This is a genomic window from Brevundimonas sp. UBA6550 (genome assembly GCF_002434505.1).
In the GTDB taxonomy this organism is placed as follows: domain Bacteria; phylum Pseudomonadota; class Alphaproteobacteria; order Caulobacterales; family Caulobacteraceae; genus Brevundimonas.
Window position 1 is genome coordinate 177,937 of sequence record NZ_DJKE01000001.1, and the last position, 19,993, is coordinate 197,929.

Below are 19,993 nucleotides of genomic sequence, written 5' to 3' on the forward strand. Positions count from 1 at the left end.
GTTCAGCCGCCGCAGGTCTCGCGAACGATCAGTTCGGTCGGAACGCGCTCGGACCGGCCGGCGCCCATGCCCGTCGATGCGCCGCCGTGATCCAGCAGTTTGGACACCATCAGCCGACCGGCCTTCATCGTGTCCTGGGCGATGGTGCTGAGCGCCGGGCGCGAATAGCGGCTGAACGGCACATTGTCGAAGCCGATGACCGAGACCTGGCCCGGCACATCGACGCCCGCGTGCAACAGGGCGCGCACGGCGCCCAGCGCGATCTGGTCCGAGGCGGCCACCACCCCATCGAAGACCACGCCGCGTCGGATCAGGGCGTCCACGGTCGCCTCGGCCGATTCGACCTCGAAATGAGCGGGCACGATCAGCTCGGCGTCGGCCTCCAGTCCGGCCTGGGCCAGAGCGTCCAGATAGCCGCGATGCCGCTGCATGGCCTCGGGCGGATCCAGGTCGCCCAGGAAGACGATGCGCTTTCGCTCCAGCCGCGCCAGATGCAGGGTCGCGCGGCGTCCGCCCGAGATATTGTCCGAGCCGATGGAGCAATAATCCTGATCCGGCAGTTCGGCGCCCCAGACGACGAAGCGATGGTCGGCATCCACCAGCCGGTTGAAGGCGGAATGCAGGCTGGACTGCCCCAGGAAGATCACCCCGTCCGCCCGGCTGGTGTTCAGCGCCGCCGACAGTTCGTCATAGTTGGCGGGCGAGATATGGCTCATCAGCAGGTCGCAGCCGCGTTCGCGCGCCGCCTCGCCCACCCCGGCCAGCAGCTCCAGGAAGAAGGGATCGCTGAGGCGCCCTTCCCGCCCCTGCGGACGCGGCACCACCAGGGCGATGGTGCCCTGGGCGCCGATGGGGCCGGCCGGCATGTGGCGGCGGAACGGATAGTCGTGCTCCTTGGCCAGCTTCCAGATCGTCTGTTTGGTGCGGTCGTTGACGGCCGGGCTGTCGTTCAGGGCGCGCGAGGCGGTGGCGATGGACACGCCGGCCAGGCGGGCGATGTCTTCCAGACGGGTGGTCTTGCGGCTCAAGGTCGCGGGTCCTCACGGCAGCATGGTGAAGCTGCAAAATTTTCTGCAAATATTTCAGCCACCGTTCGCGGCGGTTGGCAAGAGGCGGCGTAACGGAGTTCCCATGATGCAGCGCAGATCCTTCCTGGCCCTTGGCGGCGTGTCGATCCTGGCGTTCGGGGCGACGGGCGTTCGCGCCCAGACGACGGCCACCCACGCTCGCGCCAGCTCGCCCGGCGGCGTGCTGACGGTCGAGGCCTTCACCGACAACGACGGGCGGCCGATGTATTCGGTTCTGCGTCAGGGCCGGGTCGTGGTGGCGCCGTCCAAGCTGGGCTTCCTCTTGACCGACGCCCCCGCCATCGAGCGCGGCCTGGCGATCACCGCCGGTCAGCCGGTCACGGTGGACGACACCTGGGAGCAGCCGTGGGGCGAGCGCCGCTTCATCCGCAACCACTACAACGAATGGCGCGTCGCCTATGCCGAGACCGGCGGCCTGCAGCGCCGCGTGGACGTGGTGTTCCGCCTGTATGACGACGGCCTGGGCTTCCGTTACGAGTTCCCGGATCAGCCCGCGCTAAAGACCGTGCGCATCGGCTCGGAACTGACCGAGTTCAACCTGGCGGAAAACGGCGAGGCCCTGTGGGCGCCCGCATGGGAATGGAACCGCGAGGAATACCTCTACGATCGCACCCCAATCGACGCGGTCGGCAGCGCCCAGACGCCGATGACGGTGAAGGGCCAGTCGGGCCTGCACGTCTCGATCCACGAGGCGGCCTGCATCGACTACGCCGGCATGAACCTGCGTCGCTCCGAAGGCACGAACTTCCGCGCCCAGCTGACGCCCGGCCTGACCAATGCGGCGGTGGTGCGCCAGGCCCCGTTCAACACCCCGTGGCGCACGCTGCAGATCGCCGACAATGGCGCGGGCCTGATCGAATCCAGCCTGATCCTGAACCTGAACGAACCCAACAAACTGGGCGACGTGTCATGGTTCAAGCCGATGAAATACGTCGGCGTCTGGTGGGAGATGCACCTGGAGCTGAAGACCTGGAACGCCGGTCCCAAGCACGGCGCCACCACCGAGAACACGATCAAACACATCGACTTCGCCGCAAAACACGGCCTGGGCGGGGTGCTGGTCGAGGGCTGGAACAAGGGCTGGGACGGCCAGTGGTTCGCCAATGGTTCGGACTTCAGCTTCACCGAGGCCTATCCCGATTTCGATATCGAGGCGGTCTGCGCCCACGCCCGGTCCAAGGGCGTACAGTTGATCGGCCACCACGAGACCGGCGGCAACGCCTTCCACTACGAGCAGCAGCTTGAACCGGCGATGGCGCTGTACGAGCGGCTGGGCGTCCATTCGGTCAAGACCGGCTATGTCGCCGATGCGGGCGGGGCGCGCGTGGCGGGGCCGGACGGTCGGATGGTCATGGCGTGGCACGAGAGCCAGCCGATGGCCCAGCACCATATGCGCGTGATCGAGGCGGGCGCCCGGCACAAGGTCGCCGTCAACGCCCACGAGCCGTTCAAGGACACGGGCCTGCGCCGCACCTATCCCAATATGATCAGCCGCGAGGGCCAGCGGGGCATGGAATATTCGGCCTGGGGCAACCCCGGCAATCCGCCCGAGCACGAGCCGAACCTGGTCTTCACCCGCCTGCTGGCCGGGCCGATGGACTATACGCCCGGCATCTTCGGCATGGAGACGCGCAGCCCCGGCGGCGTGCAGACGACCTGGGCCAAGCAACTGGCGCTCTATGTCGTGATCTATAGCCCGATCCAGATGGCGGCGGACCTCTTGGTCAACTACGAGGCCAATCCCGGTCCGTTCCAGTTCATCAAGGACGTGCCGTGCGACTGGGCCGAGACCCGCGTGCTGGCCGCCGAGATGGGCGACTATGTCGTGATCGCCAGAAAGGACCGGGCGTCCGACGTCTGGGCCCTGGGCGCCGTCACCGACGAGCATCCGCGCGTGCTGAGCGCGCCGCTCGACTTCCTGGACGCCGGCCGACGTTACCGCGCCGAAATCTACCGCGACGGCCCGGAGGCCGACTATAAGGCCAAGCGCGAGGACATCGTGATCGAGCAGCGGGAGGTGACGTCGGGCGACGTGCTGACCCTGGCCCTGGCGCCGGGCGGCGGCCAGGCGATCCGGTTCGTGCCGGTGGGGCGGGCGCGGAGATGAGCATCGCCAATGACGTCCTTCTCCCCTCGGGGGAGAAGGTGGCTCGCGGAGCGAGACGGATGAGGGGGCTGGTTCAGCAGCCCGATCGTCCGACATGGAGTCCGTATCCGGCAGCCCCCTCATCCGAGCGGCTTCGCCGCCCACCTTCTCCCCCGAGGGGAGAAGGATCAGGTGTGCGCCCATGACCCTCCTCTCCCACCGCCCGCGCCTGTCCGGTCTGGCGATCTGGAACATGTGCGTCGGCTTTTTCGGCATCCAGATCGGCTTCGGCCTGCAGAACGCCAACACCAGCCGCATCTTCCAGACCCTGGGGGCCGAGGTCGATACGCTGGCCATCCTGTGGATCGCCGCGCCGCTGACGGGTCTGCTGGTCCAGCCGATCATCGGCCATTTCAGCGACAAGACCTGGACCCGGTTCGGGCGGCGGCGGCCCTATTTCCTGATCGGCGCCATCGCCACGACCTTGGCGCTGATCGCCATGCCCAACAGTCCAAGCCTGTGGTTCGCCGCGGCAATGCTGTGGATCATGGACGCCTCGATCAACATCACCATGGAGCCGTTCCGCGCCTTCGTCGGCGACAACCTGCCGGAGGAGCAGCGCACCGCAGGCTATGCGATGCAGAGCTTCTTCATCGGCGCGGGCGCGGTCTTCGCCTCGACCCTGCCGTGGCTGTTATCCAACGTCTTCCACTTCGCCTCGACGGCCGAGGCGGGGGTCGTGCCCCTGTCGGTCAAGATCGCTTTCTATGTCGGCGCCGTGGGCCTGTTCGCCGCCGTCCTGTGGACCGTGCTGTCGACCCGTGAATACAGCCCCGAACAGATCGCCGCGTTCGAACGCGCCCGCATCCCGGTCGCCGACGATGCGCCCGAGGCGCCGGCCCGGTCGGTTCGCGGCTGGCTGGGATCGGGTCTGATCTGTCTGGTGCTGGGGGTTCTGGCGCTGGGCCTGATCGCGGCGCTGGGGCTTGAGAAGGAGCTGCTGATCCTGGGCGGCTTCATCGCCGGGTTCGGCCTTCTGATGATCGCCGTGGGCATGATGCAGCGTCGGGGCATGGTCAACGCCGCGACCGAGATCCTGAACGACTTCTTCCGTATGCCGCAGACGATGCGCGGCCTGGCGGTGGTTCAGTTCTTCAGCTGGTTCGCCCTGTTCGCCATGTGGATCTACACCACCGCCGCCGTGACGCGCGTCCATTACGGCGCGACCGACATGACCTCGGCCGCCTATGCGGCCGGCGCGGACTGGGTGGGGGTGCTGTTCGGCGTCTATAACGGCGTGGCGGCCCTGGCGGCCTTCACCCTGCCGGTCATCGCCCGGCGGATCGGGCGAAAGGCGACCCATGCGCTGATGCTGCTGCTGGGGGCGGCCGGCCTGTTCGGCGTCTTCGCCATTCGCGAGCCGGGCCTGCTGTGGCTGCCGATGATTGGCGTCGGCTTCGCCTGGGCGTCCATCGTCTCCATGCCCTACGCCATCCTGTCGGCGGCGGTGCCGGACCGGAAGATGGGCGTCTATATGGGGGTGTTCAACATCTTCATCGTGGCGCCGCAACTGCTGGCCGCCACAGTTCTGGGCCTGATCCTGAAGACCCTGTTCGACGGCCAGGCCATCTGGGCCCTGGTGCTGGGCGCGGGCTCCTTTGTGCTGGCGGCGGCCAGCGCCCTGCTGGTCAAGGAGCATCGCGCATGAACCGGCGCGGCCTGCTGGCCCTGATGGCCGCCCTGCCCTTCGCCGGCGCGGCCCGCGCCGAAGGCGCCGTCGCGGGCGGTCGCCTGATCGTTCATGAAAACATGGCCTCGGCCCATGCGAAGGCGCGCAATGTCTCCATCTGGCTGCCGCCGGGATATCAGGGGTCGGACGCCCGCCATCCTGTCCTCTATATGCACGACGGTCAGAACCTGTTCGATGCGGCCACGGCCAACTTCGGCGAATGGGGCGTGGACGAGCATCTGACGCGACTGATCGCGGGCGGCCAGGTGCGCGCCCCCATCGTCGTCGGCGTCTGGAACACCGATCTGCGTCTTCGGGAATACGTGCCGGCCGACCTGATCGCGGCCCTGCCCGCCGACATGCGCGACGAGGTTCAGGCCATTTACGGCGGGCCGTCGCTGTCCGACGGCTATCTGCGGTTTCTGACCGAGGAGTTGAAGCCCTTCGTCGACCGGACCTATCGCACCCTGACCGAGCCGCAGGATACGATGATCGCCGGGTCCAGCATGGGCGGTCTGATCTCGATGGCGGCGGTGATGAAGCGGCCCGACGTCTTTTCCGCCGCCGCCTGTCTGTCGACCCACTGGCCGCTGAAGCTGGAGGGGCTGGAGGCGGGCGCGGCGCTGGACGCCTGGCGCGAGCGGATGGTCGCCGCCTGGACCGGCGTGATCGAACGCGGCCTGCCGGCGCCCGGCGCGCACCGCTTCTATTTCGACCGGGGCGACGAGACGCTGGATCAGTTCTACGCCGTCTTCCAGACCCAGGTGGACCAGACGTTCCGTCGTCGCGGCTATGGCCCCGGCGATTTCCAGAGCCTGGTCTTCCCCGGCGCCCAGCACACCGAGGCGTCGTGGAACCAGCGTCTGGACGCGCCCCTGACCTTTCTTCTTTCCCCCGCCCCCACGCGCAACCCGTGAGGACCACAATGCGTCACTTCCGTACCTTCTGCCTCGCCGGCGCCGCCGGCCTGGCCCTCGCTTCCGCAGCGACCGCCCAGTCGGGCGTCGCCCCCGGCGCGCCCGGCGCGCCGCCCGTCTGGTCCAGCGCGGCCAAGACCGGCGCGGGCGCCTCCTACGAAGCCTATGTCGACGGCCAGTATCGCGACGGCGGCCCGACCGGGGCGGTGTCCAAGGTCTGGTATTCCATCGCCGACGGCGTCCTGACCGAGACCATGTACGGCCTGATCCACGAGGCCCAGATCAAGGCCCTGCGCTTCGCCGGCGTCACCCATGACGGCCTGGTCGTCGAAGGCCCCGACACCACCAGCCGCACCGAATATCTGCACGTGGACGCGCAAGGGCGCCCGCTGTCGCCCGCCTATCGCATCACTACCCGCGACAAGAACGGCCGTTTCCAGATCGAAAAGCAGATCTTCAGCGACCCGGATCGCAACGCCCTGGTGCTGCGCGTCACCATCACGGCGCTGAAGGGCGAGGTGACGCCCTATCTGATGCTGGAGCCGCACATCGCCAATACCGGCGTCGATGACCGGGGCCAGGTCGCGCGCGACGGCTTCCACGCCTGGGAAGGCGACACCCACCTGTTCCTGAAGCCCAGCCACGCGTTCGAAAAGGCCAGCGTGGGCTTCGTCGGAGCTTCGGACGGTCTGACGGACCTGAAGGACGGCAAGCTGGACTGGACCTACGCCTCGACCGGCGATCAGGCCGGCAACACCATGATGACCGGCGCCCTGCCCCGGATGCGCGAAAGCACCCAGATCACGCGCGACTTCGTGATCGGCTTCGGCCAGAGCGAGGCCGAGGCGCGCGCGGCGGCGGACGGATCGTTCGCCACCGGACTGGACGAGGTGCTGGCCCGCTTCAACGGCGAGGGCGAGCGCGTGGGCTGGGAGGACTATGTCGCCTCCCTGACCGAACTGCCGCGCATCGCCGAACAGGCGACCGACGGCGGCAAGCTGGCCTACGCCTCGGCCCTGATGCTGAAGGTGCAGGAGGACCGCACCCACGCCGGCGCCCTGATCGCCAGCCTGTCCAACCCGTGGGGCGACACGGTGGATGCGTCGAAATCCTCGACCGGCTACAAGGCCGTCTGGCCGCGCGACTTCTATCAGGTGGCGATGGCTCTGGCGGCCATGGGCGACAAGGAGACGCCGCTGGCGGCCTTCAACTATCTGCCCCAGGTCCAGGTGGGGCCGAACACGCCGGGCAACACCGGCGTCGGCGGATGGTTCCTGCAGAAGACGCACGTCGACGGCGAGCTGGAATGGGTCGCGGTCCAGCTGGACCAGACCGCCATGCCGATCATGCTGGGCTATCGTCTGTGGAAGATGGGCTGGCTGTCCGACGCCCAGATGACCGAACACTATCGGTCTATGCTGAAGCCGGCCGCCGACTTCCTGGTCGACGGCGGCAAGGTCGGCCTGATGTGGAACGATGCGGAGATCAAGCCGCCCTTCACCCAGCAGGAACGCTGGGAGGAGCAGCAGGGCTATTCGCCGTCATCGACCGCCGCCGTGGTCGCGGGCCTGACGGTCGCGGCCGAAATGGCGCGCGCCTCTGGCGATGCGGCCGGGGCGACCCGCTATCTGGCCACGGCCGACAGCTATGCGTCCAAGATCGAAGAGCGGATGTTCACCACCAACGGCGACTTCGGCGACGGGCGCTACTTCATCCGCATCACCCAGAACGAGAACCCCAACGACAAGGCCCCGATCGGCGCCGCCAACGGCCAGGTCGCCCCGCCGGAGGACAAGGTGGTGGACGGCGGCTTCCTGGAACTGGTCCGATACGGCGTGCGCAAGGCCGACGATCCGCATATCGTCGCCACCCTGCCCGTCTATGACGACCAGGGGCTGGAAGACCTGTACCGCGTCCGCTTCGACTTCGGCCCCGAGGGCGACAAGACGCCGGGCTGGCGCCGATATGGCGTCGATGGGTATGGCGAGGATCATGTCACCGGCGCCAACTACGGCGTCGGCGGCCAGATGAGCCCCGGTCAGCGCGGCCGGGTCTGGCCCTTCTTCACCGGCGAACGCGGTCATTACGAGCTGGCCCGCGTCAGCGTGAACGGCGCCCCCTCGGCCGCCGACATCGCCGCCATCCGCCAGACCTATGTGCGCGGCATGGAGCGGTTCGCCAACGGTGGGTTGATGCTGGCCGAACAGGTGTGGGACGGGGTCGGAAACCCCACGGCCCGCGACTACGCCCTGGGTCAGAACACCGACTCGGCCACCCCCCTGGCCTGGACCCATGCGGAATATCTGAAGCTGCTGCGGTCGCTGGCCGACGGCAAGGTCTGGGACAGCTACGATCCCGTCCACGACCGCTACGCCCGCTGAACGAAAAAGGCCCCGGAGAGCGATCTCCGGGGCCTTTCCACTTCTGGGTTCGGGTGGATCAGAAGGTCAGCTTCAGGCCGCCCACGATGCGGTCGTCGGCGGCCGGAACCCCTTTGACGTTGGTGTCATAGTAGCGCACGTCCAGCCCCAGATTGTCGGTCAGGGCGTAGCCGACGCCCAGGTTCCAGGTGGTGTAGTCGTTGCTGACGTTCAGCCACTGACGGCCGACGGCGCCCGAGACGGTCCATTTGGGCGCCGGGGCGAAGGCGCCGTTGATCTCGGCATAGGTCGCCTCCTTGTCCACGCCGTAGAAGTCCGGCGAGTAATAGACGGCGGCGCCGACGGTGGCGGGGCCCACGGCGCGCGAGGCGGCGGCCTTGAACTCGGCGTAGTTATAGTCCGCGCCCTTGGGCTCGCCGGCATAAAGGTAGCCGATCACGCCGAAATCCCAGGCGAAGCCCGCCGCCTCGGTGCGATAACCGCCATAGACGTCGATCTCCGCATCGGTGTCGTCGCCGAAATCGACGTTGGAGGCCCAGGCGCCGGCGTAGAAGCTGCCCGAGGTCAGATCGACACCGCCCTGGATGGCCGGGTCCTCGCCCGTCTGGCTGAAGCCGCGGAAGATGTAGTCGCTGACGACGCCAACGTTCCAAGCCACCTTGACGTCGCTCTGGGCCGAGGCCGGGCTGGACAGGCCGATCAGGGCCGTGGCCAGGGTCGCGGCGGCGGCTGCACGCAACAGGTTCTTGCTCATAGTCTTTATCCCCTTGTTTTGATTTACGAACCGGCGGCGATGGCCGAGCGCGGGGATGGAGCCGCGCCCGGTCGCCGGATCAATGTTCCAGCACTTCGCCGTGCAGCGAGGTATCCAGGCCGGCCGCCTCTTCCGCCTCGCTGACCCGCAGGCCCGTGGTGAACTTGCAGATCATCAGGATGATCAGGGTGCCGACGGCGCTGTAGACGATGGTCCACAGCAGGCCCAGGGCCTGAGCGCCGACATTGGCGCCTTCCGACAGGCTGTTGATCGCGGTGGTGGCGAACACGCCGGTCAGCAGCGCGCCGATCAGGCCGCCCGCGCCGTGGATGCCGAAGGCGTCCAGGCTGTCGTCGTAACGCAGCAGCTTCTTGACCCACACCGAGGAGGCGTAGCAGGCCGGACCGGCGATCAGGCCGATGATGACCGCGCCCTTGGGATCGACGAAGCCGGCCGCCGGGGTGATGGCGACTAGGCCCGCGACCACGCCCGACAACATGCCGATCAGCGAGACCTTCTTCTTTTCGATGTATTCGACGATCTTCCAGGTCAGGGCGGCGGCGGCGGCGGCCAGCAGGGTGTTCAGCAGCGCCACGCCCGTCAGGTCGTTGGCCGCGCCCGCCGAACCGGCGTTGAAGCCGATCCAGCCGACCAGCAGCAGGCTGGCGCCGATCATAGTCAGGACCGGATTGTGCGCCAGGATCGGCTCGATCCCGTAACCCTTGCGACGGCCCAGGACGATGGCGCAGACCAGTCCCGCGACGCCCGAGTTGACGTGAACCACCGCGCCGCCGGCGAAGTCCAGCACGCCGGCCGAACCCAGGAAGCCCCCGCCCCAGACCCAGTGGCAGATCGGCGCATAGACCAGCAGCGACCACAGGGCGGTGAACAGCAGCAGCGCCGAATATTTCATCCGCTCGGCGAAGGCGCCGGTCACCAGCGCCGGGGTGATGATGGCGAAGGTCATCTGGAAGGAGATGAACAGGAACTCGGGGATGCCCGGCAGCAGGGCGTTGGCGGTCTTCAACGAGACGCCGTTCAGGAACAGCATGTCCAGGCTGCCAATGAAGGGCTGGAGGCCCGCCGAGGGATTGGCCCCGAACGCCAGGCTGTAGCCGGCGATGAACCACACCAGCGACACCACGGCGAAGACGCCGACGGACTGGGTGATGGTGGCGATCACGTTCTTCTTGCGCACCATGCCGCCGTAGAACAGCGCCAGACCGGGGAGGGTCATCAGCAGAACCAGCGCGGTGGAGGTGCCGAGCCAGGAGGCCCCGGCGCTGTCCAGCACCAGCGGAGCCTGGTGGCCCAGAAGGGCCGGCGTTCCGGTCTGCGCCTGGGCGGCGCCGGCGCCGATAAGACAGAGTGTGGGAAGGACGAGGCCGGCGGCCCCAATAAGTCGGTTTCCAAGCTGCGACATGAAATAGTACCCCCTATGCAATCTCGCAGTTGCGAAGGTTTTACCGCAATTGCGAGACGCGCAAGAGGAAAGCGCGCCGACAGCGCAACATTCTTGCAACGGTCAGGTCACAAAACGTTCAAGGCGCAAGATCATTCGATCCTGCGCCGAAAACGAGATTTCAGATTGCCGCAAAAGCCAAGCTTAAGGCACGGATTCTCGGCCCTTGTCGGCGAGCCTCAAGCCCAGTGCATCTGCACCCGGTGCGCCGCCGCCCAGTGGATGGCGCGGATGGCGTCGATGACGGCCTCGGTGGCGGCGCGCGTGCCCAGTTCGCCGCCCAGATCGGCGGTTACGGCGCCGGCGGCCAGGACGGCGGCGACGGCGGCCTCGATCGAATCCGCCTCGTCCTCCAACTTCAGACTGTGGCGCAGCAGCAGGGCCGCCGACAGGATGGCCCCCACCGGATTGGCCAGGTCCTGACCGGCGATGTCCGGCGCCGAACCATGGATCGGCTCGAACAGACCCGGCCCCTGGGTCCCCAGGGAGGCGGACGGCAGCAAGCCGATGGAGCCGCCCAGCACCGAAATCTCGTCCGACAGGATGTCGCCGAACATGTTCTCGGTCAGGATGACGTCGTAATCGCGCGGCTTCCTGATCAGATGCATGGCCATGGAATCGACCAGGGCGTGCTCCAGCTGGATGTCCGGGAATTCCTCGGCGTGGATGCGGGTCACGACCTCGCGCCACAGGCGGCTGGTCTCCATGACATTGGCCTTGTCGACCGACGTCACCTTGCCGCGACGCTGGCGCGCGGTCTGGAAGGCGGCGCGGGCGACGCGCTCGATCTCCACCACCGTATATTCGCACAGGTCGGTGGCGCCCTTCTCGTCGCGGGTCTTCTTGCCGAAATAGACGCCCCCGGTCAGTTCGCGAAAGACGATCAGATCGACGCCTTCGACGATCTCCTTCTTTAGCGGCGAGCGGTGCGCCATCACCGGCGAGACCTGCAGCGGACGCAGATTGGCGAACAGCCCCATCGCCTTGCGGATGGCCAGCAGCCCCTGTTCGGGCCGCACCTTGCCGCCGTCCCACTTGGGCCCGCCGACCGCGCCCAGCAGAACCGCGTCGGCCTCGATACAGGCGGCGCTGGTGACGTCGGGCAGAGCCTCGCCCGTGGCATCGATGGCCGCGCCGCCGATCAGATGTTCGGTGAAGGCGAAGTGGTGGCCGTAGAAGTCGGCGATGACCGACAGCACCTGACGGGCGGCGCCCGCCACTTCGGGTCCGACGCCGTCGCCCGGCAGGACGACGATATTGTAGGTCTTGGGGGCGGCGGTGGTCATCAGGCGGTCTCTCTCGATCGCTCGTAGGCTTCGATCTCGGTCATGTTTGATTGCAGCCAGCCCAGGGTGTCCACCCCGTCCAGCAGGCATTGGCGGGCGAAGGATTCGACCCCGAACGGCACGGGTTCGGCATTGCCGCGCTGGATCTGATTGGCCTGGAGGTCGATCGTGACCGGCTGGTCCGGCTGCGACGCCAGATCGTCCCAGACGGCCTGGCTGACGACGATGGGCAGAAGGCCGTTTTTCAACGCATTAGATGTAAAAATGTCAGCGATCTCGGTCGAGATCACGGCCCGGAACCCATAGTCCAACAGGGCCCAGGGCGCATGTTCGCGCGACGACCCGCAGGCGAAGTTCCGTCCCGCCAGCAGAATGCGATGCTCGGCTGGGTCGATGCGGTTCAGAATGGCCTCGGGCTTTTCCGAGCCGTCGTCTTCGTAGCGCCAGTCATAGAAGGCGGCCTTGCCCAGCCCTTCGCGCGTGGTCGTGGTCAGGAAGCGCGCGGGGATGATCTGGTCGGTGTCGATATTGGCCTGACTGAGCGTGACCGTCTTCGATGTCAGGACCTGGAAGGGTTCAGACATTTTGCGCTCCTACCGTCTCGCGCGCGGCGCTCGACTGCTTGAGGGCGGCCGCCTCGTTCAGATAGACGCGCGGGTCGGTCAGGACCCCGGCCACCGCCGTCGCGGCCGCCGTGGCCGGGCTGGCCAGGATGGTGCGGGCGTCCTTTCCCTGACGGCCCTCGAAATTGCGGTTCGAGGTCGAGACCGCCAGCTGCCCCGGCGCGACGAAATCGCCGTTCATGGCGATGCACATCGAACAGCCCGGAATGCGCCATTCGGCCCCGGCGGCGATGAAGACCTGATCCAGCCCTTCCGCCTCCGCGTCGCGACGCACGGCCTCCGAGCCCGGCACCACCAGCATCCGCAGACCCTGTTTGACCTTGCGACCGCGCAGCACGTCGGCGGCGGCGCGCAGGTCGGGCAAACGACCATTGGTGCAGGAGCCGATGAAGACCACGTCCACCGGCTGGCTGGTCGTCGCCTCGCCGGGGGTGAAGCCCATATAAGCGATGGCCTTGCGGTCCGAGTCCGACTGTGGCTGCGGCACCTGAGAGCCGATGGGCGCGCCCGCGTCCGGCGTCGTGCCCCAGGTCGCCATCGGACGGATGGCCGCGCCGTCGATCACGACCTCCTGGTCGAAGACCGCGCCCGGATCGCTGGCCATGTTCAGCCAGTCGGCCGTCGCCGCCTCATAGTCGGCGGGGACGTGCTTGCGGCCGCGCAGCCAGTCGATGGTCTTCTGGTCCGGCGCGATCATGCCGGCCCGCGCGCCGGCTTCTATGGACATGTTGCACAGGGTCATCCGCCCTTCCATGTCCAGCGACCGCACCGCCTCGCCCGCATATTCGATGACATAGCCGGTGCCGCCGCCGAAGCCGATGGCGGCGATGACGGCCAGGGCGACATCCTTGCCCGAGACGCCCGGCTGCAGTTGACCATCCACCGTCACCCGCATGGCCTTGGCCTTGCGCTGCAGCAGGCACTGGGTCGCCAGCACATGGCCGACCTCCGAGGTGCCGATGCCGAAGGCCAGGGCTCCGAAGGCGCCGTGGGTCGCGGTATGGCTGTCGCCGCACACCACCGTCATGCCCGGCTGTGTCAGACCCAGTTCCGGTCCCATGACATGGACCACGCCGCGATCGTCCGAATCCCATCCCGCCAGCGGCACGCCGTGGGCGGCGCAGTTGCGCTCCAGCGTGTGCACCTGGGCCTCGGCCTGGGCGGTGACATAGGGTTTCAGACCGTTCAGTCCCGCCGGCAGGGTCGGGGTCGAATGGTCCAGGGTCGCATAGGTGCGGTCGGGGCGGCGCACCTTCAGCCCGCGCGCCTCGATCTCGCTGAACGCCTGGGGGCTGGTGACTTCGTGGACCAGATGCAGGTCGATATACAGCACCCCCGGCGTGTCGGCCGTTTCCGACCGCACGACGTGGGCGTCCCACACCTTGTCGAACAGGGTCCTGGGATCAGGCATACTGGGCCACGACCTCGGAAACGCCGTCCACCTGGTCGATGATGGCGATCAGTTCGGCGTCGTTGATCTCGCCGATCTGGTCGGCGCGGCGCTTGAAGCCGGCGACGACGGCGGCCAGACGCTCGCCCTCGATGGGACGGCCGATGGTCTCGGCGCGCTTGGCGATGGCGTGACGGCCCGAATGCTTGCCCAGCACGAACCAGCTGCCCTCGAAGCCCACGTCCTGGGGCCGCATGATCTCATAGGTGCGGCTGTCGGCCAGCATCCCGTGCTGATGGATGCCCGCCTCGTGGGCGAAGGCGTTGATCCCGACCACCGACTTGTTGCGCGCGATGACCGTCTCGGTGATCTCGCACAGGATCTTGGAGGCGCGCACCAGATGGCGGCTGTCGGCGCCGGTCGTGACGCCATACAGGTCCTCGCGCACCTTCAGCGCCATGATGACTTCTTCGATCGAGCAGTTGCCGGCCCGCTCGCCGATGCCGTTGATCGCGCCCTCGACCTGACGCGCGCCGCCCTGGACGGCCGCCAGGGAGTTGGCGACAGCCATGCCCAGGTCGTCATGGCAGTGGGTGGAGAAGATGACGTGCGGATGGCGCTGCTTGATCCGCGCGGCCAGGACGGCGAAGCGGTCGCGCACCTCCTGCGGCGTCGCATAGCCGACCGTATCGGGCACGTTCAGGGTGCGGGCGCCGGCGTCGGCGGCGGCCTCCAGCACATCGGCCAGGAATTCCGGCTCGGTGCGGAAGGCGTCCTCGGCCGAAAACTCCACGTCGTCGAACAGACTGGCCGCGTATTCCACGGATCGCACGGCGGTCGACAGCACCTCATTGGTCGACATCTTCAGCTTGGCCGCCCGGTGGATCGGGCTGGTGGCCAGGAAGACGTGGCAGCGGCGATTGGCCCTGGGCGCCGGCTGCAGGGCGCGGAAGGTGGCGTCGATGTCCTTTTCATTGGCCCGCGACAGGGAGCAGAAGATCGGCCCCTCCACCTCGCCTGCCACGCGGCGGATGCAGTCCTCGTCGCCCGGCGAGGCGGCGGCGAAGCCGGCCTCGATGACGTCGACGCCCAGGTCCGTCAGGACCTGGGCCATCTTCACCTTGGCCTGACCGGACATGGAGAAGCCGGGCGCCTGCTCTCCGTCCCGCATCGTGGTGTCGAAGATGATGACGCGGTTGGGATCGGCCGCGATCTGCTCGGTGCGCGATACGCCCGATACTCGGACCTCTTCGGGGGTGGTCATCACGCGGCCTCGGATTGAATAATGTCGTTGCTGATGCGGCGCACGCCGAACAGCCGGTCGATCTGGCGACCCAGGTTGTCCATGCAGCGGCCGCCATCGCGGCCCCGCACGGTCAGGGCGATACGGCGGAACGCGCCCTCATCGAACATGTTGATCCCGTCGATGTGGAAGCCCCGGCGTTCCACAAGGCCGATGAGACGCTGAAGCGAACCATCCGCACGGTCGATCTGGATGTGGATCGTGTCGCTCATCTCAGGAGCCCTCCATCATTTCAGCGTTGTTCTTGCCCGGCGGAACCAGCGGCCAGACATTGTCTCGGGGGTCGATGACCACATGGGCCAGGCAGGGGCCGTCGGCGGCCAGCAGGCGCTGGATGCCGTTCGACACCTGATCGCGGCGATCGATACGGAAGGCCTCGACGCCGAAGGCTTCGGCGACCTTCACGAAGTCCGGATTGTCGGACAGGTCGATCTCGGAATAGTTCTCGGCGAAGAACAGCTCCTGCCACTGGCGCACCAGGCCCAGGCTGGAGTTGTCGATCAGCACGATCTTCAGCGGGATGCCGTAACGCTTCAGCGTCGCCAGCTCCTGGATGTTCATCATGAAGCCGCCGTCGCCGGCGATGGTGACAACCGTCGCGGACGGGTCGGCCAGCTTGGCGCCGATGCCGGCGGGCAGACCAAAACCCATGGCCCCCAGGCCGCCCGAGGTGATGTGCGCTTCGGGCCGGGCGAAGCGGCAATGCATGGCCGCCCACATCTGGTGCTGGCCCACATCGCAGGCGGCGACGAAATCATCGCCCGCCGCTTCCGAGATTTCCTTCAGCAGGGCCGGGGCATAGACCCCCTCGCCCGGCGCGTCATAAGGGTGAGCGCCCGCCTCGGCGGCGCGCGCGCAATCGTCGGCCCAGGTCTGGATGTCCAGCGCCGCGCCGGCCTGCATCCGCTGGGTCAGGGCCTCGACGCCTTCGCGCAGTTCGCCGACGACGGCGACATTGGCGCTGCGCAGCTTGCCGACTTCGGAGGCGTCGATGTCGAAATGAACGATGCGGGCGTTGGGCGCGAACTCGGCCAGCTTGCCCGTCGCGCGGTCGTCGAAACGGGCGCCGACGACGATCAGCAGATCGCTGTCCTGAACCGCATGGTTGGCGGCGCGTGTGCCGTGCATGCCCAACATGCCCAGCATTCCGGGCGCATCCGTCGGGATCGTGCCCAGGGCGTTCAGGGTCGAGACCTGAGGGATGTCGGTCGCCTGGGCGAAGGCGCGCACCGCCTCGGTCGCTCCACCGATCTTCACCCCGCCGCCGATGTAGATCAGGGGCTGGCGGGCCGCGCGGATCGCCGCCTCGGCCGCGGCGATGGCCTCGTGATCGACCGGCGCCGTCGTGTTCGGAATGGAAAAGCCATAGTCCTCGCCGGTCGTGGCGAACTGCACGTCCTTGGGCAGGTCGACCAGAACCGGGCCAGGACGGCCCGAGGCGGCGATGTGGAACGCCTCCTCGATCGCGGCCGGAACCTGGGCGGCGTCGCGGACCAGGATCGAGTGTTTCACGATCGGCAGGGTGACGCCCAGGATGTCGATCTCCTGGAAGGCGTCGGTGCCCATCAGCCCTTGGGCGACGTTGCCGGTGATGCAGACCATCGGCACCGAATCCATCATCGCGTTTGCGATGCCGGTGACCAGATTGGTGGCGCCGGGGCCGGAAGTGGCCATGCACACCCCGACCCGGCCGCTCTTGCGCGCATAGGCGTCGGCGGCGAAGGCCGCGCCCTGCTCGTGACGGACCAGGATGTGCTTCAGCTTGGAGCCGGCCAGCGCGTCATAGACCGGCATGATGGCGCCGCCCGGATAGCCGAACACCACCTCCACCCCCAGCCGCTCCAGGGTGGAGACCAGCAGGCGGGCCCCCGATTGGGGAGCGGCCTCGGCTTGAGGTTTGAAGGCGGCGGCGGTCATCACGGTCATGCGATCTATGCTGTCGGTCGTTCAGGCGGCGCTCAGGCCGCTTCGGCCTTGGGCGTGTTCAGCCAGGCCATGCGCTCGCGCAGACGCGCGCCGACCTGCTCGATCTGGCTTTCGCGGTCCGCCTTCAGCCAGGCTTCGTACTGCGGCTTGCCGGCCTCGTTCTCGGCGATCCAGTTCCTGGCGAAGGTTCCGCTCTGGATCTCGTCCAGAATGGTCTTCATGCGGGCCTTGGTCTCTTCGTTGACCACGCGCGGGCCGCTGGCGACGGCGCCGTATTTGGCCGTTTCCGAGATGAAGTGGTGCATCTTGGAGATGCCGCCTTCGTAGAACAGGTCCACGATCAGCTTCAGTTCGTGCAAGCATTCGAAATAGGCGATCTCGGGCTGGTAGCCGGCCTCGACCAGGGTGTTGAAGCCCTGGATGACCAGTTCCTTGGCGCCGCCGCACAGCACCGCCTGTTCGCCGAACAGGTCGGTCTCGGTCTCTTCGCGGAAGGTGGTCTCCAGCAGGCCGCCGGTCGCGCCGCCGTTGCCCTTGGCGTAACCCATGGCCCGGTCGCGGGCCTTGCCCGTCGCGTCGTTCTCGATGGCGAACAGCGAAGGCACGCCGCGCCCGCGCTGGAACTCGCGGCGGACCAGATCGCCCGGCCCCTTGGGCGCCACCAGGATGACATCCATGTCCTCGCGCGGTTTGACGCGCTCGTAGATGATCGAGAAGCCGTGGGCGAACAGCAGGGCCGAGCCTTGCTTGGCGTTCGGTTCGACGATGTCGCGATAGACCTCGCCCTGAACCATGTCCGGCGTCAGGATGGAGATGATGTCGGCGCCCTTGACGGCCTCGGCCGGCTCGGCGGTCGCGATGCCGTCCTCGGTGGCGTGTTTCCAGCCCGTGCCGCCGTGACGGACGCCGGCGACCACGTCATGGCCGCTGTCGCGCAGGTTCTGGGCGTGAGCCCGGCCCTGCGAGCCGTAGCCGATGATGGCGATGCGCTGACCGGCGATGGCGCCCGGCTTGATGTCTTCATTGGTGTAGATGGTGATGGCCATGGGGATCAGGCGTCCTGAGCAGCGTTGGTCTTGTGGGATGCCGGAACTTGAGCCGGCGGCGGGTTGGGAATGGTGACGGCGCCCTGGGCGGCCGAGGCGACCGAGGCGCGGTATTTGGCGAAGACGCCTCGCGCCGGGCGGACTACGTGGGGCGTAAAGCCCGCCCGGCGCGTCGCCAGGTCGACATTGACGTCGATCCGGCGGTTGGTGACGTCGATGGTGATGCGGTCACCATCGCGGATGAGGGCGATCGGGCCGCCGACGGCGGCTTCCGGCGAGACGTGGCCGGCGACGAAGCCATAGCTGGCGCCCGAGAAGCGGCCGTCGGTCAGCAGGGCGACATTGTCGATCTTGCGGCCCTTCAGGGCGGCGGTGACCTGCAGCATCTCGCGCATTCCGGGACCGCCCTTGGGCCCTTCGTAGCGGATGATGATGACGTCGCCTTCGCCCACCGTTCCGTCCTGAACCGCGTGGAAGGCGTCTTCCTCGGAGTCGAAGACGCAGGCCGGACCTTCGAACGTGTCGACCTTGTGGCCCGTCAGCTTGATGACCGCGCCTTCGGGAGCGACATCGCCGTAGATGACCGCGAAGCTGCCGCGTTCCATCACCGGCGCGTCGAAAGATGTGACCACCACCTGGCCCGGCGTCTCCTCGGCCTCGGCCGCCTCGGCGAACAGGCTGCGGCCGGTGACGGTGGGGGTGTTTACGATCTTGCCGGCCTCGGCCATCCGCTGCGCGACCAAGCGGGTGCCGCCGGCGGCAAACAGGTGCGAGGCCAGGAAACGGCCGCCCGGCTTCAGGTCGCAGATGACCGGCGCCTCGACGCAGGCCTGGTGGCAGTCCTCGACGCCGAAATCGACGCCGGCTTCCGCCGCGATGGCCGTCAGGTGCATGACCGCATTGGTCGATCCACCCGAGGCCGAGACGGCGACGGCGGCGTTCTTCAGGCTGGCGCGGGTGATGTATTTGCGGGCCGTGTCCCCGGCGAAGACGCGCTCGACGATGATGCGGCCGCAGCGCTCACCCTCGGCCCCCTTGTTCGGATCGACGGCGGGCACGTCATTGGCGCCCATGGGGCTGATGCCCATGACCGACAGGGCCATGGCCATGGTGTTGGCCGTGAACTGCCCACCGCAGGCGCCGGCGCCGGGGCAGACGGCGCTCTCGACCGCCTTCAGACCCGCATCGTCCAGCGCGCCGGCCGAATGGGCGCCGATGGCCTCGAACACCTCCTGGACCGAGACCTCCTTGGTCCCCCCAGGAGCGGGCAAGACGCCCGGCATGATGGTGCCGCCGTAATAGACCAGGCCGGGGATATCCATCCGCGCCAGGGCCATGGCCGCCGCCGGGATCGTCTTGTCGCAGCCGACGATGCAGACCACGCCGTCCAGCTGGTGGCCCTCGATGGCCAGTTCGATCGAGTCGGCGACGACCTCGCGGCTGATCAGCGAGGCTTTCATCCCCGCCGTGCCCATCGAGATGCCGTCGGTGACCACGATGGTGTTGAAGTCGACCGGATAGCCGCCAGCCGCCACGATGCCCGCACGCACGTCCTTGGCCAGGCGGTCCAAGTGCATGTTGCACGGCGTGACCGTCGACCAGGTGTTGACGATGCCGATCATCGGCTTGTCGAAGTCGGCGTCCTGCATGCCGGCGGCCCGCAGATACGAGCGGGCGGCGGCCCGGTTCGGGCCGGCCGTCACCGCCGCGCTGCGCGCGTTGGGCTTTCTGGGCTGAGAGGTAGAATCTTGCGTCATCGGTCCGGTTCGTTTCGAACCGCCGCGCACTAAAAACCCCGCTTCCTTTCGGAGGCGGGGTGGTGCGAGGCGATCCTGAGTGCGTTTAGGTCAGGTCGCGTGCATCCACGCCGCTTGCGTAAGCAGGCCGAGAAGTACGAGGGTAATCAGGAATACGGGGCTTTCCAGGCCGACGGGCGCGCGAACGGCCGCGACCGCCGCGGCGGTGCTTCCCTTCATCATGTCGCGCATCATCGTGGCCACGG

Annotated in this window: 16 protein-coding genes; 4 read left to right on the top strand and 12 right to left on the bottom strand. The window is 67.7% G+C overall.

Annotated features, from left to right (window positions below):
* Positions 1 to 2 precede the first annotated feature (2 nt).
* Entirely contained in the window at positions 3 to 1,028 is a 1,026-nt protein-coding gene (locus B3Z70_RS00805) for a LacI family DNA-binding transcriptional regulator (protein ID WP_292023970.1), read from the bottom strand.
* A 103-nt stretch (positions 1,029 to 1,131) separates the two neighbouring features.
* Here B3Z70_RS00805 and B3Z70_RS00810 point away from each other — a divergent pair, with 103 nt between their 5' ends.
* The 4 genes from B3Z70_RS00810 to B3Z70_RS00825 all read left to right on the top strand — a co-directional run bounded on the left by B3Z70_RS00810 (position 1,132) and on the right by B3Z70_RS00825 (position 8,201).
* Complete coding sequence (locus tag B3Z70_RS00810) at positions 1,132 to 3,195, top strand: glycoside hydrolase family 97 protein (RefSeq protein ID WP_292023972.1); 2,064 nt, start codon at positions 1,132 to 1,134, stop codon at positions 3,193 to 3,195.
* A 181-nt stretch (positions 3,196 to 3,376) separates the two neighbouring features.
* Positions 3,377 to 4,882 (top strand): MFS transporter, encoded by a 1,506-nt coding sequence (locus tag B3Z70_RS00815; RefSeq protein ID WP_292044438.1) that lies wholly within the window; start codon positions 3,377 to 3,379, stop codon positions 4,880 to 4,882.
* Positions 4,879 to 5,820 carry an alpha/beta hydrolase gene (locus B3Z70_RS00820; RefSeq protein ID WP_292023975.1) on the top strand — a complete coding sequence of 314 codons (942 nt, stop codon included), beginning with the start codon at positions 4,879 to 4,881 and terminating at the stop codon, positions 5,818 to 5,820. The genes B3Z70_RS00815 and B3Z70_RS00820 overlap by 4 nt, the downstream gene beginning before the upstream one ends.
* Positions 5,821 to 5,828: 8 nt before the next feature.
* Positions 5,829 to 8,201, top strand: coding sequence for a glucan 1,4-alpha-glucosidase (locus B3Z70_RS00825; protein WP_292044439.1), 2,373 nt, complete (start codon positions 5,829 to 5,831; stop codon positions 8,199 to 8,201).
* Positions 8,202 to 8,259: 58 nt separating this feature from the next.
* Here B3Z70_RS00825 and B3Z70_RS00830 read toward each other — a convergent pair whose 3' ends face one another.
* The 11 genes from B3Z70_RS00830 to B3Z70_RS00880 all read right to left on the bottom strand — a co-directional run bounded on the left by B3Z70_RS00830 (position 8,260) and on the right by B3Z70_RS00880 (position 19,991).
* A complete protein-coding gene (locus B3Z70_RS00830; protein ID WP_292022909.1) occupies positions 8,260 to 8,955 on the bottom strand; it encodes a TorF family putative porin in 696 nt (231 codons plus the stop codon).
* 79 nt (positions 8,956 to 9,034) lie between these two features.
* Positions 9,035 to 10,378, bottom strand: a complete 1,344-nt coding sequence (locus tag B3Z70_RS00835; RefSeq protein WP_292022907.1) for an ammonium transporter — start codon at positions 10,376 to 10,378, stop codon at positions 9,035 to 9,037.
* Positions 10,379 to 10,596: 218 nt separating this feature from the next.
* Positions 10,597 to 11,703, bottom strand: coding sequence for a 3-isopropylmalate dehydrogenase (gene leuB, locus B3Z70_RS00840; RefSeq protein ID WP_292022904.1), 1,107 nt, complete (start codon positions 11,701 to 11,703; stop codon positions 10,597 to 10,599).
* Positions 11,703 to 12,287, bottom strand: a complete 585-nt coding sequence (leuD, locus tag B3Z70_RS00845) for a 3-isopropylmalate dehydratase small subunit (RefSeq protein ID WP_292022903.1) — start codon at positions 12,285 to 12,287, stop codon at positions 11,703 to 11,705. Before leuD ends, leuB begins: the two co-directional genes overlap by 1 nt.
* Complete coding sequence (gene leuC / locus B3Z70_RS00850; RefSeq protein ID WP_292022900.1) at positions 12,280 to 13,737, bottom strand: 3-isopropylmalate dehydratase large subunit; 1,458 nt, start codon at positions 13,735 to 13,737, stop codon at positions 12,280 to 12,282. The genes leuD and leuC overlap by 8 nt, the downstream gene beginning before the upstream one ends.
* Positions 13,730 to 14,980, bottom strand: coding sequence for a 2-isopropylmalate synthase (locus B3Z70_RS00855; RefSeq protein ID WP_292022898.1), 1,251 nt, complete (start codon positions 14,978 to 14,980; stop codon positions 13,730 to 13,732). Before B3Z70_RS00855 ends, leuC begins: the two co-directional genes overlap by 8 nt.
* Positions 14,980 to 15,231, bottom strand: coding sequence for an ACT domain-containing protein (locus B3Z70_RS00860; RefSeq protein WP_292022896.1), 252 nt, complete (start codon positions 15,229 to 15,231; stop codon positions 14,980 to 14,982). Before B3Z70_RS00860 ends, B3Z70_RS00855 begins: the two co-directional genes overlap by 1 nt.
* 1 nt (position 15,232) lies before the next feature.
* Positions 15,233 to 16,945 carry an acetolactate synthase 2 catalytic subunit gene (gene ilvG / locus B3Z70_RS00865; RefSeq protein WP_292022894.1) on the bottom strand — a complete coding sequence of 571 codons (1,713 nt, stop codon included), beginning with the start codon at positions 16,943 to 16,945 and terminating at the stop codon, positions 15,233 to 15,235.
* Positions 16,946 to 16,977: 32 nt separating this feature from the next.
* Entirely contained in the window at positions 16,978 to 17,991 is a 1,014-nt protein-coding gene (gene ilvC / locus B3Z70_RS00870) for a ketol-acid reductoisomerase (protein ID WP_292022892.1), read from the bottom strand.
* 5 nt (positions 17,992 to 17,996) lie between these two features.
* The gene (locus B3Z70_RS00875) at positions 17,997 to 19,748 is read right to left on the bottom strand and encodes a dihydroxy-acid dehydratase (protein ID WP_292022891.1); all 1,752 of its coding nucleotides are present in this window, start codon (positions 19,746 to 19,748) and stop codon (positions 17,997 to 17,999) included.
* Positions 19,749 to 19,838: 90 nt separating this feature from the next.
* Complete coding sequence (locus B3Z70_RS00880) at positions 19,839 to 19,991, bottom strand: hypothetical protein (protein WP_292022889.1); 153 nt, start codon at positions 19,989 to 19,991, stop codon at positions 19,839 to 19,841.
* Positions 19,992 to 19,993 lie beyond the last annotated feature (2 nt).

Excerpts from the sequence above, each read along its gene's own strand:
- ilvC (WP_292022892.1), bottom strand. The coding sequence starts at position 17,991 with ATGGCCATCACCATCTACACCAATGAAGACATCAAGCCGGGCGCCATC.
- B3Z70_RS00830 (WP_292022909.1), bottom strand. The coding sequence starts at position 8,955 with ATGAGCAAGAACCTGTTGCGTGCAGCCGCCGCCGCGACCCTGGCCACG.
- leuB (WP_292022904.1), bottom strand. The coding sequence starts at position 11,703 with ATGACCACCGCCGCCCCCAAGACCTACAATATCGTCGTCCTGCCGGGC.
- B3Z70_RS00815 (WP_292044438.1), top strand. The coding sequence starts at position 3,377 with ATGACCCTCCTCTCCCACCGCCCGCGCCTGTCCGGTCTGGCGATCTGG.
- B3Z70_RS00820 (WP_292023975.1), top strand. The coding sequence starts at position 4,879 with ATGAACCGGCGCGGCCTGCTGGCCCTGATGGCCGCCCTGCCCTTCGCC.
- B3Z70_RS00835 (WP_292022907.1), bottom strand. The coding sequence starts at position 10,378 with ATGTCGCAGCTTGGAAACCGACTTATTGGGGCCGCCGGCCTCGTCCTT.
- B3Z70_RS00825 (WP_292044439.1), top strand. The coding sequence starts at position 5,829 with ATGCGTCACTTCCGTACCTTCTGCCTCGCCGGCGCCGCCGGCCTGGCC.
- B3Z70_RS00875 (WP_292022891.1), bottom strand. The coding sequence starts at position 19,748 with ATGACGCAAGATTCTACCTCTCAGCCCAGAAAGCCCAACGCGCGCAGC.
- leuC (WP_292022900.1), bottom strand. The coding sequence starts at position 13,737 with ATGCCTGATCCCAGGACCCTGTTCGACAAGGTGTGGGACGCCCACGTC.
- B3Z70_RS00810 (WP_292023972.1), top strand. The coding sequence starts at position 1,132 with ATGATGCAGCGCAGATCCTTCCTGGCCCTTGGCGGCGTGTCGATCCTG.
- leuD (WP_292022903.1), bottom strand. The coding sequence starts at position 12,287 with ATGTCTGAACCCTTCCAGGTCCTGACATCGAAGACGGTCACGCTCAGT.
- ilvG (WP_292022894.1), bottom strand. The coding sequence starts at position 16,945 with ATGACCGTGATGACCGCCGCCGCCTTCAAACCTCAAGCCGAGGCCGCT.
- B3Z70_RS00855 (WP_292022898.1), bottom strand. The coding sequence starts at position 14,980 with ATGACCACCCCCGAAGAGGTCCGAGTATCGGGCGTATCGCGCACCGAG.
- B3Z70_RS00860 (WP_292022896.1), bottom strand. The coding sequence starts at position 15,231 with ATGAGCGACACGATCCACATCCAGATCGACCGTGCGGATGGTTCGCTT.